Here is a 17,217-nt window from a genome sequence, read left to right as displayed (position 1 = left end):
GACGCGGCGCACGCCGCCCTTCCGGTCCGGAACGACCAGCGGCCGGGCAAGAATGTTCACTCCGGAGAATGCCGCCGCACGAGCGATTTGTTCTCCACCCAACTAACAGCGCAGCAGCATCTTTCAAACTGCTTGGCGGATGTTGTGTTCGACCGGAGATCGTCTTTAGATCGCGGAGTAGTTCGTTCCGCCGAGGGCGTCACCGATGGCATCCGTCCCTTCGTCACGCTTGGCGCACGAGCAGACCATCCTCGGATCAGGATCACTCCGTCGTCAGTTCGGTATGTCACGACCACTCGACCATCTCGATATCAAGATACTCCGGCTGTTGCAGGAGAATGCCACTCACTCGGTCGCGGACATCGCCTCCAAGGTGGGGCTGTCGTCGACCCCGTGCTGGAAGCGCATTCAGCGCCTGCAGATGGACGGCGTCATCACCGGCCGCGTGGCGCTGGTAGATCAGGAAAAGATCGGGCTCGGGCTGTCGGTGTTCGTCTTCATCGAAGCCGGCGAACAGACCAAGGAATGGCAGGCCTCATTCGCCGCCACGCTCCGCGGCATGCCCGAAGTGGTCGAAGTTTACCGGCTTGCCGGAGACTATGACTACGTCCTGCGCGTCGTGGTCGCCGACATGAAGTCGTTCGACCGGTTCTACCGCCGGCTGATCAAGACCGCCGAACTGAAAAACGTGACCTCGCGGTTTGCGATGGAAAAGATCAAGGCGATCACAGCGCTCCCGGTGGTCCCACCGCCGCCGCAAGCCGCCCCCTAACGATCGACCACGACCGACGCTTCTCACGCGATCCCGGCCATTACGCCTGCCGTTGCTCGCAACGAAGCGATCCGGTGCGCCGCATGCCTCGCGGTCACGCAGTCCATTACACGGGTGTCACAAGGGCTGGCTCATCGCCAACCCTCGGGGAATGAGCGATCAGGCAGCGTCGAGCGCCTGTGCGAGATCGGCCAGGATATCGTCCGGATGCTCGATCCCGATCGACAGCCGGATGAAGCCCGGCGTCACGCCGGCCGCCAGCTGATCCTCCTCACTGAGCTGCGAATGGGTGGTGGCGGAGGGCTGGATCGCCAGCGACCGCGCGTCACCGATATTGGCGACGTGATAGAACAGCTTCAGCGCCTCGATGAAGCGCTGGCCGGCCGCCTGCCCGTCGCGCAGTTCGAAGCCGATCAGCGCGCCGTACCCTCCCCGCATCGACGCGTCGGCGCGACGGCGGAGCTCACCGCTCTGCAGGCCAGGGAAATGCACCGCCGCAACTTTCGGATGGTCCTTCAGATAGTCGGCGACAACAAGCGCGTTGGCGTTGTGCTGCTCCATCCGGATCGGAAGCGTCTCCAGCCCCTGCAAGATCTGCGACGCAGCGAGCGGCGCCATGCCGGCGCCGAGATCACCGAGCAGCTTCAGCCGCGCGCGGAGCGAAAACGCAATCGAGCCGAACGGCCGGGCAACATCGGTCCAGACGATTTGCGGATCGGCCGCATCGGGCGCCGTCAGCAGCGGAAATCGTTCGGCGTGCTGCTGCCACGGGAAGTTGCCGCCGTCGATGATCGCGCCGCCGAGCGTGGTGCCATGACCGCCGATATATTTGGTGGTCGAGTACATCACGATCGCCGCGCCATGATCGAGCGGACGCACCACGCCGGGAACGGCGGTGTTGTCCATCACCAGTGGCACTCCGAGCGAACGGCCGATCGCGGCCACTTCGCGGATCGGAAACACCTCCAGCTTCGGATTGGGCAGCGTCTCGGCATAATACAGCCGGGTCCGCGCATCGGTGGCGCGTCGGAAATTCTCCGGGTCGGACGGATCGACGAACCGCGCCTCGATGCCGAGTTCGCGCAAGGTGTTGTCGAACAAGATCCAGGTGCCCCCATAAAGCCCCGTCGAGGTGACGAAATTGTCGCCGGCTTGCGCCAGGTTCAGCACCGAGAACGTCGATGCCGCCTGCCCCGACGCGACCGCCAGCGCCGCGGCGCCACCTTCGAACGCGGCCAGCCGGCTCTCCAACTCACGAAGCACCGGATGGCTCACCGCCCGATACCGCGCATCCAGCCTCTCGTTGCCGAAATGCAGCGGTGCGCTGCCCCCGTCATCGCCGCGCGACGCAGGACGGCGACTCACCTCGGCACGGCCACGCGCGCCGCGGAGAACGAATGTGCTGGGATGCAGCGGTTGGACAGCATGATTATCATCGACGGTTGAAGTTTGCGCGAACATTTCACTTTCCAGCACGATTACTTGACTTCATGTGCCAACCGTATTCTCTGCAGATGCTGTGAACAAGCCGCGTTCGAACACACTTGCTATTCAGTTGTCGGAAGTCTCACGCGTCGCAAAACTCCCAAACCGCGCCGTATGGTGTCGACGCAGCGCCGTGTCTTGCATGCACCGCTTGACGGCGGCTGCAGCAGCACTGAGTGATCTATCCGTCGCTCGACATCCACTGATCGATCCATTCTCTTCACCTCTGTCGCCGAGGAGCGCACCGTCATGACCCAGCCATTCGCCGCCAATTTCGAAACGCTCGCGGTGCATGGCGGTTCGTTCCGCGCCGATCCGGTCACCGGCGCAGTGGTGCCTCCGATTTACCTGACAACGTCGTACCAATTTCAGGACACCGAGCACGCGCGCCGTATCTTCGCGCTCGAAGAGATCGGCTACACTTACACGCGCACAGTCAATCCCACCCGCGAGTTTCTGGAGCGCCGCGTAGCCGCACTCGAAGGCGGCGTCGGGGCCCTTGCGCTCGCCACCGGCGAGAGCGCATCGCTGTACGCGCTACTCAACATCACGCACAGCGGTGACAACGTCGTGCTGTCGCCAGACATCGGGGCGGGACGTAATGCCGGCCTCGTCGCTTCGCTGCGCCAGTTCGGGATCGACGTCCGTTTCGCTGCCGAGACGGGATCGGCGGAGTCGTTCGCCGCGGCGACCGACGCACGCACCCGTGCGTATTATGTCGAAAGCCTCAGCGTGCCGCAGCTCCGCGCCTTCCCGCTCGCCGGTGCAGCGGAAGCGGCGCAGCAGGCCGGCGTGCCGCTGATCGTCGACAATACCGCACTGCCGCTGTCGTTGAGGCCGTTCGAGCATGGCGCAGCGCTAGTGATCTATTCGGCGGCCGAGTATCTCGGCGGCCACGATGGTGCCCAAGGCGGCCTGATCATCGATGGCGGCCAGTTTTCCTGGGAGGCTCATGCCACCCGGCTGCCGACCCTCAGCGAGCCGGATGCGTCCTATCACGGCGTGGTCTGGACCGAGCTGGTGAAGAAATGGAACGCCAGTCCGTTCGTGGCGCGGACGCGGGCGCATCTGCTGCGCGATCTCGGCGCGGCGATCAATCCACTGGCGGTGTTCCAGATCATCCAAGGTGTCGAGACATTGCCGCTGCGGCTGCGCCGGCAGACCGCCAGCGCGCGCGAGGTCGCGACCTATCTGGGCGCGCATCCAAAGGTGTCCGGCCTCGCCACAGGCGCTGCGTTGATCGCCTTCGATCTGCCCAGCGCAGCCGCTGCGGCTCGGTTTACGGACGCGCTGACGCTGGTTGATCCTGCCGTGACCTACGGCGGCGTCCGCAGCGCCGTCCTCGACCGGGCTGCGGCCTCGCCGCGCGTGGTATTGTCGATCGGGCTCGAGCACGCCGGGGACCTCCTCGCTGATCTCGACTCCGCGCTCGCTGACGCCTGATCGTGACCGCGACGGACGGGTCATGCCGCAAGTTGGTAGCCGAGCGTCATCGCCCGGCGCCTCATCGACACAGGATTGCTTCTCCTCGCACGACGCGGCGCAGTTAGTTCTTTCAAATCGCACAGCACCACGCTTTCGCGCTTGCGAACAGCGTATCCTCATGGCCATCTTCGCGCGCAACTGATCATCCTCACAGTTTCGTTCTTTGAAGGCGTTGCGCGCCGATGGCCATTAATCTTCGTAGTCCGTCCGCCGAGACCCGCGAGCAGCGTCTTGGTACCATTACTTCATGGGATGGCCCCGCCTCCCGCCTTGCCCACGAGTCAGCCTTCTCCCGCGGCGATTGCGGCCCCGGCTGCGGCGGCAAGGGCCAGCGCATCTGCGAATTGGAGTCGCCGTTCTCGCAGGGCTCGACCTGCTCCGAACAGATTGCTGAAAGCCAAGCCAGCAACGTTCGCGACGCAGTGCTGGTGCAGCATTCCCCGATCGGTTGCGCCGCCGGTCACATCAACAGCAATGCGTTCTTCCGCAACGGCCTGATGCGGCGCGGCCTGGCTCCGCGCAACGTCACCGGACTGTCGAGCAACCTGATCGAGCGCGACATGATCTATGGCGGCGCCGAGAAGCTGCGCGCCACCATCAAGGCCGCGGTCGAGAGGCACCAGCCCAAAGCGGTTTTCGTCGCCACCTCCTGCGCCACCGGCATCATCGGCGACGACGTCGAGAGCGTGGTGCGCGATTGCGAGGACGAGCTCGGCGTCCCGGTGGTGGCAATGTATTGCGAGGGCTTCAAGTCGAAGCATTGGAGCTCGGGATTCGACGCGATCCAGCACGGCGTGCTGCGCCACGTCGTCAAGCCCAAGCCGGGCCCGCGGCAGGACAACCTCGTCAACATCATCGTGCTGTGGGGCAGCGACGTGTTCACGCCGATGCTGGCGGAGCTGGGCCTCGAAGCCAACAACATCCTCACCGTCGCCTCGGTCGACGAGATCGCCCGCGCCTCGGAAGCTGCCGCATCGGCCACCTTCTGCTATTCGGTCGGCGGTTATCTCGGCGCTGCGCTGGAGCAGCAATACGGCGTGCAGGAGATCAAGGCGCCGCAGCCTTATGGCTTCGCCGGCACCGACGCCTGGCTGCGCGCACTCGCGAAGGCCACCCACCGGGAGGAATTGGCCGAAGCCTACATCGCCCGCGAGCACGCCCGCGTCCGCCCACAGATCGAGCGGCTCCGCGAACGGCTCAAGGGCGTGCGCGGCTACGTGGCGATGGGCGCAGCCTATGCTCACGGCGTGATCGGCGTGCTGCGTGAGCTCGGCGTCGAGGTGCCCGGCTCGCTCGTGTTCCATCACGACCCGGTCTATGACAGCCACGACGTCCGCCAGGACTCGCTCGGTCACATGATCGACGCCTATGGCGAAGTCGAGCACTTCAGCATCTCCAATCGCCAGCCGTATCAGTTCTACAATCTGCTGAAGCGGTCCGATCCGGACTTCATCATCATCCGCCATGGTGGTCTGGCCGGCCTCGCCTCGCGCCTCGGCGTGCCGGCGATCGCGCTCGGCGATGCTTCGACGGCGATCGGCTATCAGGGCATGACCGATCTCGGCGAGGAGATCGTCGATGCGTTGGCGCAGCGCAAATTCCACCAGGACCTCGCCGGTCATACCAGCCTGCCCTACAAGCAATGGTGGCTGGATCAGGCCGATCCGTATCTGCTCGCCCGGCAGAACGCCCCGCAAGCCGCCGGAAGTCGCGTCTGATGACCATCACCCCGCTTCAAGTCCGTCGCTCCGGTCCTGTCCCTGTCGTTGCCGACGTCCCCGAAGAAGGCCCGATCGAGCAGGTTCGTTACGCCTGCGCGCTCGGTGCGATGCAGACCGTGGCGGCGATCCCGCGCGCGATTCCGATCACCCATTGCGGCCCGGGCTGCGCCGACAAGCAATGCGGCGCGCTCGCCTTCAACAACGCTTACCAGGGAGGCGGCTGGGGCGGTCTCGGCGTCGCGCCGAGCACCAACGCCACCCAGCGCGAAGTGATCTTCGGCGGCGAAGAGCGGCTGCGCGAGCTGATCAGCCACACGCTGGAGCTGATGGAAGCCGATCTGTTCGTCGTGCTCACCGGCTGCATCCCGGATCTGATCGGCGACGACGTGCCGGCCGTGGTCAAGGAGTTCCAGGCCAAGGGTGCGCCCGTGGTCTATGCCGGCACCGGCGGCTTCCGCGGCAATAACTACACCGGCCACGAGGTCGTCACCCGCGCCATCATCGACCAATTCGCCGGTGCGGATGCAGGGCTGCGTGAACATGGTCTCGTCAATCTGTGGGCACCGCTGCCCTACCAGGACCCGTTCTGGCGCGGCGATCTCGCCGAATTGAAGCGGCTGCTGGAAGGCATCGGGCTGCGCGTCAACGTGCTGTTCGGCCCCGGTTCGGCCGGCGTATCGGAATGGCGGGCAATCCCGCGGGCGCAGTTCAATCTTGTGGCATCGCCCTGGCTCGGCCTCGCCACCGCGCAGCATCTGGAAAGCAAATACGGCCAGCCGTATCTTCACCTGCCCGTGCCGCCGATCGGCGGCCGGCAGACCTCAGAATTCCTGCGCCAAGTCGCCGCCTTTGCCGGCATTCCGGACTCGCAGGCCGGCGCTTTCATCGCTGCGGAAGAGCGCGACTACTACGGCTACATCGAGGCGTTTTCGGAATTCTATTCGCAGTATCGCTGGGGCCTGCCGGCGCGGTTTGCCGCCGTCGGCGATGCCGCCACCACGCTGTCGCTGAGCAGTTTCGCGGTCCGTCAGCTCGGCCTGGTGCCGGCCTCGGTGGTGATCACCGACAACACCCCGCCCGAGCATCGCGACGCGATCCGCGCGGCGTTCGCCAAGCTCGACCACGACGTCGGCATCGAACCGGTGTTCGCCGAAGATAGCTACGCGGTGCATACCGCACTCCGCAGCGCCGATTTCGGCCGCAAGCCTCCGCTGATCTTCGGCACAACCTGGGAGCGCGATCTCGCCAAGGAACTGCACGGCTTCATTCTCGAAGTCGGTTTCCCGGCCTCCTATGAAGTCGTGCTGTCGCGCGGCTACGCTGGCTATCGCGGCGCGCTCACCTTGATCGAGCGCATCTACACCACCGCCATCAGCCGCAGCGCCTAAGCACTTCCTGACGAGACATCGTGACGTTCAGTTCCAAACCGCCATCCGACCCGACGCAGCCCACCGGAGCACGCTCCCATGCCGGCATCACCCGTCGGCGTCTTTTGGGAACAGCGCTGGTTGGCGCGGCGACGCTGCTCACCGCCGCCCCTGCCCGCGCCGAAGCTTACCGCGACTACCGGCGCACGATCTTCGTCGCGCGGCGCGGCGTTGCCGCCCTCGATGCGATCGATGTCGATTCCGACACGGTGACCGGTACGCTCGAACTCGGTCTTGAACCTCGCGAGTTGCAGATCTCCCAGCGCGGCGGACGCCTGGCCGCGATCGACCTGCGCAGTCCACGTCTCGTCAGTGTTGATCTGGCAGCGCAGAGCCGCCGCGATGTGCCGCTGCCATTCATCCCGTCGCGGCTGCGGATCAGCCCCGACGGCCAGCGGCTGGCGGCGTTCGACGATCCGCGCGGCACAATCGTGCTGCTCGACAGCACCGACGGCCGCGAACGCAGCCGGATCGACGGCCCGCGCGAGATCCGCGAGGCGATCTTCTCCGGCGATAGTTCATCCCTCCTGGTGGCAGCTGCGAGCGTCGGCGGTCTATCGACGTATGACATTGCGGCCGCGCAGCCTGGTCCGCCGGTCGAAGGGCCGTCGCTGCACGCACTGCTGCGCGCGCCGAACGGCCGCGAGGGCTTTGCGTTGACGGCCGAGACTCCGCGCCGCGTACTGCACCTCGATCTGCGCTCGCGGCAGGTCCTGGCGAGCGTGCCCACCTCCGATCATCCCGTTCTGTTCGCAACCGGCACCGGCATCCAGTTGCTGGCGATCGATCAGCATGCGGGCACGCTGTCGATCCTGCCGTCGGAGCCGCTGCAGCCGGGCGGCGTTGTGCTGCCGGCCGCGGCATCGACAGCTTATGCAGCCTGGTTCGATACGGTGGCGTTCGTGCCAGCGCCCGCCGCGCGCAAGCTGCTGATCTTCGACCTCGAGCGCCGCAAGGCCGCGGGCTCGATCGCGCTCGATGGCGTGCCGGGCACCGGCGTGGTCACACCCGACGGCGACAAGCTGTACTTGCCGATCGAGGATCAGGGCACGGTCGCGGTGATCGACACCCATCTGCGCCAGCGCTCGGCGTCGATCTCGATCGGCGCTGCGCCGGTCCAGGCGATCATCGCTGGCGGCTACGGTCTGTGCCATTGACCTCGCACCGGTGAGACTCGGGCCCCGGCCCGTTCTCGCGAGCCAGCAGCGAACGCACATGATCAACTAGGCGCGCGTCGCGGAGGCGAATGGCATTCTCGCTTCGCTGCCGACAAGGAAAACTCCTGCTGGCAACCTTGACGTATGAGTGTTGCCATCATCGACGACCGTCAGTGGCGCATTGACGCCTTGCCTGAGTCATTCGATCGACACCGAATCCACAATCCGACTGCGAGTGACAATATGGCGACGGCACTGAACACCGGCCGAACATCGGCCCCCGCTCCCGAAGCAGCGCCGAAGCTGCGCTTCGATGCCCGCCGGTATCTCGGCACGACGCCCCTTCGGCGGATCAAGGACGAGGTCGAGATCGAACTCGCCGACCGTGCTTATCTGCCCGACCTGAACGACCTCAAGCGCGACTGGGTGGCGAGCGTCGCGGCACCGGCGTTCCGGGTCCTCGCGCGCAACCGCGCAACACCGCCACGCGCATTCGCCTCGATCGGCACCGGCTCCGGCGTCGATGCGCTGGCGGCGATCGAATTGCTCGGCGCCGAGATCGTCGGCATCACCGACCTGTTCGACGAGGTGGTCGCCACCGCGGCGCGCAATGTGCGCGGCAATGTCCGCCCCGACGCGGCCATCACCTTGCACGCCGGCGCGGGCGACCTGCTCATTCCACTCGCTTCCGCGGGGGTGAAGTTCGACGTGATCTACGAGAACCTGCCCAATCTGCCGGTCGACGACAGCCGCAAGATCGAAGCCGACAAGACCAGCGCCGCTTTCCTCGCGCCGCGCAGCGAAGACATCCCGGCCTTCATCACCGACTGGCTGCTGACGATGCACTACCTCGCGCTGGTGCAGGCGCGCGACGCGCTGACGCCGGATGGCGTCGTGCTGTCGACGGTCGGCGCGCGGGTGCCGCTCGACATTCTGGCGCAGATGTCGCGCGCCGCCGGGCTGGTGCCGCGCGTCCTCACTTATGGCTGGAAGGTGCAGGCCGACGCCGACGACGTCATCTCCACCTACGCGAATTGGGAGCGCCAAGGCCTCGGCCCGTTCCGGTTTTATGCAGCGGATGCGCTGGAGGCTGCGTTCGCAGATCTCGATCCCGGCGCGGCCGGCGCCAATGCCGCGACGATCGAGGCCAGTCTCGCCGGCGAACAGCTCGGCGCGGTGGCGGCCTGGGAGGCGCATCGCAACGGTCTGCGGATCGGCCACACCTACGTGGTGCTGCAATCGGGCCTGCGCTGAATGACCGCCTCTGATGAAGCCGGCCAGCTGCGATCGCTGGTCGCAGCGCTGCGGAGTTCCTTCGCCGATCCGAACGGAGCCGGTGACGCAGCCAGGGCCGAGATCCGCCGTGTCGAGGCGCTGCTCGCCGCGGCCCCTCTGGAGGCTGCAGCGCTGCGGCCGACGCACCATCCGTTGACGCAGCACCTGCCGGCGGTGCTCGATCTTGCCGAAGCCACAGCGCCGGAGGTCGCGGCCGCCCTCCGCCCGATCGCGCAGCAGCTCCCCTGGCGCTACGGCTACACGCCGCGCGACGATGCGCCCGGCCTCGAAGGCGCCATGGGCTGGGCCGAACTAATCGGCCCGCTGGCGCCGATCGTCAGCCGCGAAGTCTGCTTCGGCCTTACCTTGATCGGCCCGCGGACCTACTATCCGCCGCACCGTCATCCCGCGGTCGAGCTTTATCGGATCGTGGTCGGCCATCCACACTGGACCGTCGACACCAACAGTGCACCGCGCCGGCCGGGCGATGCCATCCTGCACGCCAGCGATGTCGTCCACGCCATGCGCGCCGACGACGGGCCGCTACTGGCGATCTACTCATGGACCGGCGACGTCGATACGCCGTCGCGGTGGGTGTGACAGCTCGCAAGGCTGTCTTCTTCAGAAGGTCAGGACATCAGCCGCGGATGGGCGCTAATACGCCGGCAGAGGCAGGTGATCCTAGCCCCGCCCCTTCCGCCGGAGGCGCACCACCAGATCGACGCGGCTGACCTCGTAGCCCTCGGGAATCTGAGGCAGCTCGCCGAGCTGAATGAGCGAGGCCGGGATGTCGATCAGCTCGTGCCGGTTTTCCAGATAGACGTGATGGTGGTCGCTGATGTTGGTGTCGAAATAGGTCTTGCTGCCATCGACGCTGACACGGCGCACCAAGCCGAGTTCGGCGAAGTGATTGAGCGTGTTGTACACCGTCGCGAGTGAGATCTGGACCGAAGCGCCTGACGCCTCCTCGTACAGCATTTCCGCGGTGACATGGCGGTCGCCGCTCCCGAACAGAAGCTGCGTCAGAACCAGGCGCTGAGCCGTTGGGCGCAGGCCGACCGTTTGCAGCAGGTCGACCGCACAGGGCCGCGCCGGCTCCGGGGCAAGCTGATTGATGTCGACCGGCCGGATGTCGGCCGAGTCAAAGCGGCGGCTGTCGGGTCTGAAATTCACTCTGAGAATCCTCGTTTCGAAGATCACCATAGGGAACAATTCGCTTTTGCGAATTGACCGCAGTCAAATCTTGGAAACGGGTCGCATTCGCCGATGATCGCACCCTGACACCGATGGTGGATCATCCCAGTACCAATTGTATTCGTCCGCTGGACCGCAGCACCTCCGCATTTGACGCGCATCAAGGAAACTGCCGACTTTTACGATCCAGACTAATAGTCACAAGCAAAATACTCACTACAGAGATACCACACTACACAACCTCATCGACGCTTTTGCAGAGTATCGAGGTTGGCAAATTCTAAACCTGGGTGACGCGAAGGAGCGCCTTTGACTGCCAGCTGTCGATCCGACTTCGCCTTCGATGGCCCCTGCGTCTCCGATTGCGCACGCGGCCTGAGCGGGCGCCCCTCCCGCCTCCCATCAGTCGCACCAAACGCCTTCTTACCGCGCCACACCGCAACCAACCACGCCAGCCGGCAGGGTCTGGTGCGGCGATGACCCGCCCGAACGATCACACTTCTGCATTCGTCTCGGTCCTGCCGGGGCGGATTCGGTTACGGCATCGCATGCTGCGGGATCGCTCCCGCTATGCTGCACTGGACAATAAGCTGCGCACGCTGGTGGCGGTCGATGGCGATCCAGCCATCGGCTCGTTCCTGCTGCGCTACGATCCGGCCGACACAGCGATGGAGGCGCGAATCCGTGCCGAGGTCGCAGCGGTGTGGGCGACGATGGCGCCGGTCGGGACACCGGATTCACCAACCGCCGCCAATGACCCGATTCAGCGATTGCGTCGCCGGGCGCAGACCCGGTCGACGATCAATCGCGTCGCCAAAGTCGGCGCCCTCGCCGGCATGGCGGGAACCGTGGCGACGCTCGGCGTCAGCCGCAAACTCCACGCTCAGATGGGCGTCGTCGCCATCGCGGCGACCCTCACCCACCTCGCGGTGCATTGGCGCCGCACATTCCGTTAGGTTCTCCGTGTCTGATCCTTCCGCCGCAGGCCTTCTGCGCTTCACGCATCATCTCGAAATCGCGCACCACCTGCCCGGTCGCATCCGCCTCAAACTGAAGGTCCCGCTCGACGGCGAGCTGATCGCGATGGCGGACGAGGCGAAGCGGTTCGGCAAAGCGCTGGCGAAGATGGACGGCATCCGTTCGATCAGCCTGAACCCGCTCGCGCGATCCTGCGTGGTCGAATACGACCCATCCGGAATCCCGCCCTCCGCCTGGCGCGACTTCGTCTCGGGCGACACGACGCCGGAGGGCGAAACGCTGCGCAACAATCTGCACGGCCTGCTGGCCGGCTCATAGTTCGGAAGGATTTCATCATGCTCCCACTTCTGCGATTTGCATCCGGGATTCTCGTCGGCGTCGTCGGCGTGCATCTGCTGAAGCAGTCCAAAGCGCCGGAAGCCGTCAAGTCGTTCGCCCAGAAGGCCCGCAGCGGATTGGACAAGGCCGGCGAGGAACTGCGCGAAGCGACTGTCTCCGGCCTCAGCGCCGTCGAGAAATCCAGCGCCGCGCTTCGGTCGAAACTGTCCACCACCGCGGATAGCGGCGAAGCAGCGACAGACGCTGCGCCGAACGCGGCAACAACCGACGCCGCACCAGCCCCGTCCGCCGACGCGACTGCCCCGAATGAAAAAGCGTAAGGCGAAGGCACGCGCGGCGCCGCTCGCTGCCGGGGAAATTGCCACCAACTTCACCCGTGGCATGATCGCCGCGGGCCTGCTCGCCGCGATCCAGGACAGCCGCACCTCCGGCAAGCCTCATGGCCGCAAGCTGCTGCGCCAGGCGTTGCAGGGCGGCGTGGCGCTGGCGGCCGGCGCAGCTGTCGCGGAAAGCATGCGCGATCAGGACTATTTCGGTGCGCTCAGCGCGCTTGCTGGCGGGGCGCTCGGCGCCCTGGCTCTGGAAACTCTCTTGGCGACCGAATTGGCGGCCGCGACCGAAACTTCCGAGGAGATTGGACTTGGCTAAGAAGAAGGGAAAGCGCGGCAAGGGCCTGAAGCGTCGCGAGATCGAGCAGTTGCTCGCCGGACAACTCACCCTCGCCGGCAACCGCCAGCGGCAAGGCATGCTCGGCAATCTCGGCGGGCTGCTGCCCAAAGGCCGTAACGAGCAGTTTCTGCTCGGACTGCTGATCGGCGGCCTCGCGGCCTACGTGCTCTCCGAAGAGGAGCTACGTAGCAAGCTGTTCAAGGGCGCGATCAAAGCCTACGCCAATATGATGGGAAGCGTCGCCGAGCTGAAGGAACAGTTCGCCGACCTCAGTGCGGAAGTCGAGGCCGAGCAGAGCGGCACCGTATGACCGATAACCGGTGGCTGTCGGCAGTCGAGGTCGTTCACCGCCTGCCCGGCCGCATCCGCCTGCGCTATCGGCGCCGCTCCGAGACGTCCGACCCTGCTCTGCTCGCCGGCATCGCCAGGTTGATCGACGGCGTGACCTCGGCGCGCGTCAATCCGCGCGCCGCGTCGCTGATCGTCTGTTTCGATCCGGCCCACACAGACGCCGACACCATCGTCGCCACGATTGCGGGCCTTGGGGCATCGGAGGCAGGCACAAATCCGCGAAGCGAAGACGGCGGTTCGGACGTCGCCGCGACACTCGCCGTCCTGCTCGGGACCAGCACGCTGCCGATGCCGGCTCGCCTTCCGGTCAGCCTCGCCGCCGCCCTTCCGCTGCTACGCCACGCGGCGGCCGATCCTCGAACCCATGGCCTCCCCCGCCACGTGCTGGAGGCGATGGCAGTGTCGATCTCGCTTGCGCGGTCCGACTTCGTCGCCGCCAACACCACGACGTTCATCCTGGCGCTCGGCGAGGCGATCGAAGACTCCATCGCGCGCCGTTCCGACGATCTGCTCAAGCACCTGCTGCGCCCGACCGGCGACGGCGTCTGGGTGCTGCGCGACGGCGTCGAAGTACAGATTTCCGCCGACGAGGTGACGGCCGGCGATGCCGTGGTGGTCGGCGCCGGCGCGATCGTTCCGGTCGACGGCACCGTTCTGTCCGGCGAAGCCACCGTCAATGAGGCGGCGATGACCGGCGAGAGCGCACCCGTGGTCAAGAGCCGCGGCTGCAAGGTTCTGTCCGGCACCATGCTCGAGGACGGTCGACTGACGATCTATGCCGAGCAGGTCGGTCGCCGGACCGCCGCCGCGCGGATCGCCGACTATGTCGAACAATCGCTGACCGCGAAAAGCGAGGCACAGATCGAGGCAGCCCGCCTCGCCGATCGTCTGGTCCCCACCGTGCTGAAGCTCGCCGGTTTCTCCGTGCTGCTCACCGGCGACTGGCGCTCGGCCGCCTCGGTGCTGCAGGCGGACTATTCCTGCGCGCTGAAGCTGGCAACACCGGTCGCGTTCAAATCCGCGATGTATCATGCCGGCCGGATCGGCATTCTGGTCAAGGGCGCGAGCGCGCTCGAACGCCTCGCCCAGGCCGACACTTTCATCTTCGACAAAACCGGGACGCTCACCAGCGGCACTTTGGAGGTGACGGACTCGATCACCTTCGACTCCGCCTACAGCGCCGACGACCTGATCTACATGGCCGCATCGGTCGAAGAACACTACTTTCATCCCTTGGCGCTCGCGGTCGTGAATGCCGCCAAGGCCCGGCACGGCCACCATTTCGACCATGCCGAAGTAGAGTTCATCGTGGCCCATGGCGTCGCCAGCGTCATCAATGGCGAGCGCATCGTCGTCGGCTCACGCCATTTCGTCGAAGAGGATGAGGGCATCGATGTCGCGCCCTATCGAGATCCGATCGATCGTCTGTATCGCGAAGGCAAGACGCTGCTGTTCATCGGCTTCGGCGGACGTCTGCTCGGCGTCCTCGGACTGAAGGATACCGTCCGCCCGACCAGCGCCGCGACCATCGCACGGCTGCGCCGCGCCGGCGCCAAGCGCATTCTGCTGCTGACCGGCGATCACCGCGACCGCGCCGCCGAAATGGCGCAAGAACTCGGGCTCGACGGCTTTCATGCCGAGCTGCTGCCGACCGACAAGGCCGCGATCATCGCCGACCTGAATACCAAGGGCGCCAAGATTGCGTTCGTCGGCGACGGCATCAACGACGCGCCGGCGCTGGCCGGCGCCCATGTCGGCATCGCCATGCACAAGGGGGCGGATATCGCGCGGCTCACCGCTGACATCGCCCTGCTCGAAGACGGCGTCGACCGCGTCGCGGACGCCAAGGAGCTTGCCAATCGCGCGATGGCGCGGATCGCCAGCAACTACAAACTGACGGTCGGCCTCAACACCACGATCCTCGGGCTGGCAGCGATGGGCGTGCTGGCCCCGATCACCACCGCCGTCCTGCACAACGGCACGACGATCGGAATTCTGCTGAACGCCCTCAGGAATACCCTGCCGAGGGTTGCAGCGCCCCGAGTTGGCGACCGCTAAGCCCACAAACAAGACAACCCGACCAGTTAGGGACGGCTCACTTCTTGACCGCCCGGCACCCCGCCGTCTCGGCTTCCTTCACGCTGCAGAACCAGCGCTTACTCGGGCCCATCTTCAGCTTCGCGTACAGTTGACTGCCTGGCCGCTGGTAAGTGCATTGGCCGCCCTTGGCAATCGTGCCTTTGATGGCACACTCCGGCGACGGCGCTTCGGCAACTGAGGCTGCGCCGCGCAGGATTTCCAGGGCGCTGCTCGGCACGTTGGCAGCCCCGACGATGGTGGTCTTCTGGTTTCGATTCCGCCAATCGGAAGGCATGATGAACGCGCCTGACCACAGGCCGGATTGCGCGTCCCGGGCGATGACCTCGGAGGCCTCATAGGTGCGTGCCGAGCGGGCGAGCGAGACGGCCCAGCCGGAGCGTACCATCCACTCTTCAACGCTCTCCGCATTCACCGCGCAGCTTCCGAGCGACCTGCCGTATTTGTCATGACCCGCGACCTGGCAGGTCCATGGCTTGTCGCCGAAGCGCTTGGCGAGTTCATCGCGTGCGGCAAGGCCGCAGGTCCAGCCGGTGCCCTTCTCGTCAACGCACAGCTGGTCGGTCTCCGGCGCGTCGATCCCTTGCAGCCGAATTTTCGTGCCGCTGATCTCGACCGTGTTGCCGTCGATCACCAGCGCCATGCCGGCGATCTCGATCGGCTCCTCGCCGGGCAGACAGACATACTGCGTCCCACGCATGCCGAGGCACCGGGCTGAGCCGAGGGTGAAGTCGATCTTCACGCCGAGATCGCGCGGCTTGCCATAGGGGCCGCGGTCGTTGACCCGAATGCTGCAGCTTCGGCCGTTCGCCGGGTTGGTGACCACGACGGTGGTGCCGAGCGGATATTCGTGGGAGGCTGCGGTCAAGCCGTCATGTTTCATTGGCTCGCCGCTGCTCGTCCGCGAACCGACCGTATACAGTGACGCCAGGACCTCTTTGCCCGCACCGCACTTGCCTGTCTTATGCACAAAGCGGTGCACGGTGTCCCAACCCCGCGCATACGCCCCACTGGAGGCGAGCGCGATCGTGGCTACGGCCGCCATGCCGATCGTCATTTTCGAGAAGAATCGCATTCCAACCCATTCTCCGGTGGCGCGGCTTAGCATAGGCGCCCGGCGATTGAAGCCGCGGCACCCGATCAGGAGCCATGCCACCTCTGCTGCCGGGCGCAAAACGGCCTTGCCCGCGCCAGTGTCCGGGCAGAATTCGCCGCCCTTCTGGGCGAAAATTGGATCGAGGGGATTCTGGGCCTATCCGGCGGCTCGACGGGGCTGACATCGTCGGAGATGAAGGGGCAGCGCCTGGCGCTTAAGGCGCATCCGGCCACGGAACCTGGCGACCGCGGAATGGAGGGACTGCTGTGCGCCGTGAGAACGCCAACCTTCAGCTCAGAGGATCGAGCCGGTGCCATTCGGCTCGATCCATCGTGCTTTCCGCGTTCGGCGGTCTTAGTAGCCGAGTGCCACGCCGTCCTTGCGGTGATCGGACGCGCCGAGCAGGACGCCGCGCGCACGATCGATCCGGATCGCCTGGCAGCCGCCGATTGCTTCCTCCGTCCAGCGCACGGTGTGGCCGCGACGCTGCATCTCGTCGTGGATGTCCTGGCCGATCGTGGTCTCCAGCGACAGCGCGCCGTCGAAGCAGAAGCTGCGCGGGCGCTCGGCCGCAGCCTGGATGTCGAGGCCGAAGTCCAACACGTTGGAGATGAAGTTGGCGTGACCCGCTGCCTGATAGTGGCCGCCCATCACGCCGAACGGCATCACAGCCTGATCGCCCTGCATCAGCATGCCGGGAATGATCGTATGCATCGGCCGCTTGCTGGGCGCGAGCGAGTTGGGATGGCCGGGCTTGGCGCGGAAGCTCCAGCCGCGATTGTGCAGCAGCACGCCCGAGTTGGGCGCGTAGATGCCGCTGCCGAACGGCGAGAAGATCGAGTTGATCAGCGACACCGCGTTGAGATCGCGGTCGACCACGGTGACATAGACCGTGTCGCGATGTTCGGTATCGAGCCACGGCTGCGCCTCACCGGCACGATCCATGCTGATCGCTTGCCGGATCTTGCTAATCACCGCGTCCGACAAGAACCGCGCGGGCTCGAGCGGAGTGATCGCCGGATCGCAGAAATACGCATCGCGGGTCGCGTAAGCCGCCTTGGTCGCCTCTGCGAGCAGATGAATCCGGTCGGCGTCGTTCAGCTTGCCGACGTCGAAGCCTTCGAGCACACGCAGGATCATCAGCGCCGCGAGCCCCTGCCCGTTCGGCCGA

General features: G+C 65.8%; 17 protein-coding genes. 13 read left to right on the top strand and 4 right to left on the bottom strand.

Annotation, left to right across the window (positions count from 1 at the left end; translation table 11 throughout):
- Window positions 1-283 precede the first annotated feature (283 nt).
- A complete protein-coding gene (locus DYI24_RS07580) occupies window positions 284-772 on the top strand; it encodes an Lrp/AsnC family transcriptional regulator (protein ID WP_164571854.1) in 489 nt (162 codons plus the stop codon).
- 159 nt (window positions 773-931) lie between these two features.
- Here the strand turns inward: DYI24_RS07580 and DYI24_RS07575 are convergent, their stop codons facing one another.
- The gene (locus DYI24_RS07575) at window positions 932-2,233 is read right to left on the bottom strand and encodes an O-acetylhomoserine aminocarboxypropyltransferase/cysteine synthase family protein (protein ID WP_164571853.1); all 1,302 of its coding nucleotides are present in this window, start codon (window positions 2,231-2,233) and stop codon (window positions 932-934) included.
- A 273-nt stretch (window positions 2,234-2,506) separates the two neighbouring features.
- Between DYI24_RS07575 and DYI24_RS07570 the strand changes: the two genes are divergently transcribed.
- The 6 genes from DYI24_RS07570 to DYI24_RS07545 all read left to right on the top strand — a co-directional run bounded on the left by DYI24_RS07570 (window position 2,507) and on the right by DYI24_RS07545 (window position 9,922).
- Window positions 2,507-3,700, top strand: coding sequence for a PLP-dependent transferase (locus tag DYI24_RS07570; protein ID WP_164571852.1), 1,194 nt, complete (start codon window positions 2,507-2,509; stop codon window positions 3,698-3,700).
- A gap of 224 nt (window positions 3,701-3,924) precedes the next feature.
- Window positions 3,925-5,460: a nitrogenase component 1 gene (locus tag DYI24_RS07565; RefSeq protein ID WP_164571851.1), complete on the top strand. Its 1,536-nt coding sequence runs from the start codon at window positions 3,925-3,927 to the stop codon at window positions 5,458-5,460.
- Window positions 5,460-6,851, top strand: a complete 1,392-nt coding sequence (locus DYI24_RS07560) for a nitrogenase component 1 (RefSeq protein WP_164571850.1) — start codon at window positions 5,460-5,462, stop codon at window positions 6,849-6,851. Before DYI24_RS07565 ends, DYI24_RS07560 begins: the two co-directional genes overlap by 1 nt.
- Before the next feature lie 20 nt (window positions 6,852-6,871).
- Window positions 6,872-8,047, top strand: a complete 1,176-nt coding sequence (locus tag DYI24_RS07555) for a hypothetical protein (protein ID WP_164571849.1) — start codon at window positions 6,872-6,874, stop codon at window positions 8,045-8,047.
- Window positions 8,048-8,290: 243 nt separating this feature from the next.
- Window positions 8,291-9,301, top strand: coding sequence for a class I SAM-dependent methyltransferase (locus tag DYI24_RS07550; RefSeq protein WP_164571848.1), 1,011 nt, complete (start codon window positions 8,291-8,293; stop codon window positions 9,299-9,301).
- Window positions 9,302-9,922 (top strand): dimethylsulfonioproprionate lyase family protein, encoded by a 621-nt coding sequence (locus DYI24_RS07545; RefSeq protein WP_164571847.1) that lies wholly within the window; start codon window positions 9,302-9,304, stop codon window positions 9,920-9,922.
- A gap of 81 nt (window positions 9,923-10,003) precedes the next feature.
- Here DYI24_RS07545 and irrA read toward each other — a convergent pair whose 3' ends face one another.
- Window positions 10,004-10,495 carry an iron response transcriptional regulator IrrA gene (irrA, locus tag DYI24_RS07540; RefSeq protein ID WP_107346569.1) on the bottom strand — a complete coding sequence of 164 codons (492 nt, stop codon included), beginning with the start codon at window positions 10,493-10,495 and terminating at the stop codon, window positions 10,004-10,006.
- A 497-nt stretch (window positions 10,496-10,992) separates the two neighbouring features.
- Here irrA and DYI24_RS07535 point away from each other — a divergent pair, with 497 nt between their 5' ends.
- The 6 genes from DYI24_RS07535 to DYI24_RS07510 are packed head-to-tail and all read left to right on the top strand — an operon-like array spanning window position 10,993 to window position 14,911.
- The gene (locus DYI24_RS07535; RefSeq protein WP_164571846.1) at window positions 10,993-11,472 is read left to right on the top strand and encodes a hypothetical protein; all 480 of its coding nucleotides are present in this window, start codon (window positions 10,993-10,995) and stop codon (window positions 11,470-11,472) included.
- 7 nt (window positions 11,473-11,479) lie between these two features.
- Window positions 11,480-11,812: an HMA2 domain-containing protein gene (locus DYI24_RS07530; protein WP_164571845.1), complete on the top strand. Its 333-nt coding sequence runs from the start codon at window positions 11,480-11,482 to the stop codon at window positions 11,810-11,812.
- Between the two features lie 17 nt (window positions 11,813-11,829).
- The gene (locus DYI24_RS07525) at window positions 11,830-12,153 is read left to right on the top strand and encodes a hypothetical protein (RefSeq protein ID WP_164571844.1); all 324 of its coding nucleotides are present in this window, start codon (window positions 11,830-11,832) and stop codon (window positions 12,151-12,153) included.
- Window positions 12,140-12,481 (top strand): hypothetical protein, encoded by a 342-nt coding sequence (locus DYI24_RS07520; protein WP_107355430.1) that lies wholly within the window; start codon window positions 12,140-12,142, stop codon window positions 12,479-12,481. Before DYI24_RS07525 ends, DYI24_RS07520 begins: the two co-directional genes overlap by 14 nt.
- A complete protein-coding gene (locus DYI24_RS07515; RefSeq protein ID WP_011157887.1) occupies window positions 12,474-12,812 on the top strand; it encodes a hypothetical protein in 339 nt (112 codons plus the stop codon). The genes DYI24_RS07520 and DYI24_RS07515 overlap by 8 nt, the downstream gene beginning before the upstream one ends.
- Complete coding sequence (locus DYI24_RS07510) at window positions 12,809-14,911, top strand: heavy metal translocating P-type ATPase (RefSeq protein WP_164571843.1); 2,103 nt, start codon at window positions 12,809-12,811, stop codon at window positions 14,909-14,911. Before DYI24_RS07515 ends, DYI24_RS07510 begins: the two co-directional genes overlap by 4 nt.
- A 37-nt stretch (window positions 14,912-14,948) precedes the next feature.
- On the opposite strand, the gene DYI24_RS07505 is transcribed toward DYI24_RS07510, so the two are convergent.
- Together DYI24_RS07505 and DYI24_RS07500 are read right to left on the bottom strand one after the other, a co-directional pair.
- Entirely contained in the window at window positions 14,949-16,025 is a 1,077-nt protein-coding gene (locus tag DYI24_RS07505) for a thermonuclease family protein (RefSeq protein ID WP_164571842.1), read from the bottom strand.
- 375 nt (window positions 16,026-16,400) lie between these two features.
- A partial coding sequence (locus DYI24_RS07500) for a gamma-glutamyltransferase (protein WP_205523420.1) occupies window positions 16,401-17,217 on the bottom strand: 817 nt, incomplete at its 5' end.

Source organism: Rhodopseudomonas sp. BR0C11, from assembly GCF_010820945.1.
In the GTDB taxonomy this organism is placed as follows: domain Bacteria; phylum Pseudomonadota; class Alphaproteobacteria; order Rhizobiales; family Xanthobacteraceae; genus Rhodopseudomonas; species Rhodopseudomonas palustris_H.
This window is presented reverse-complemented; position numbering and strand designations above follow the sequence as displayed.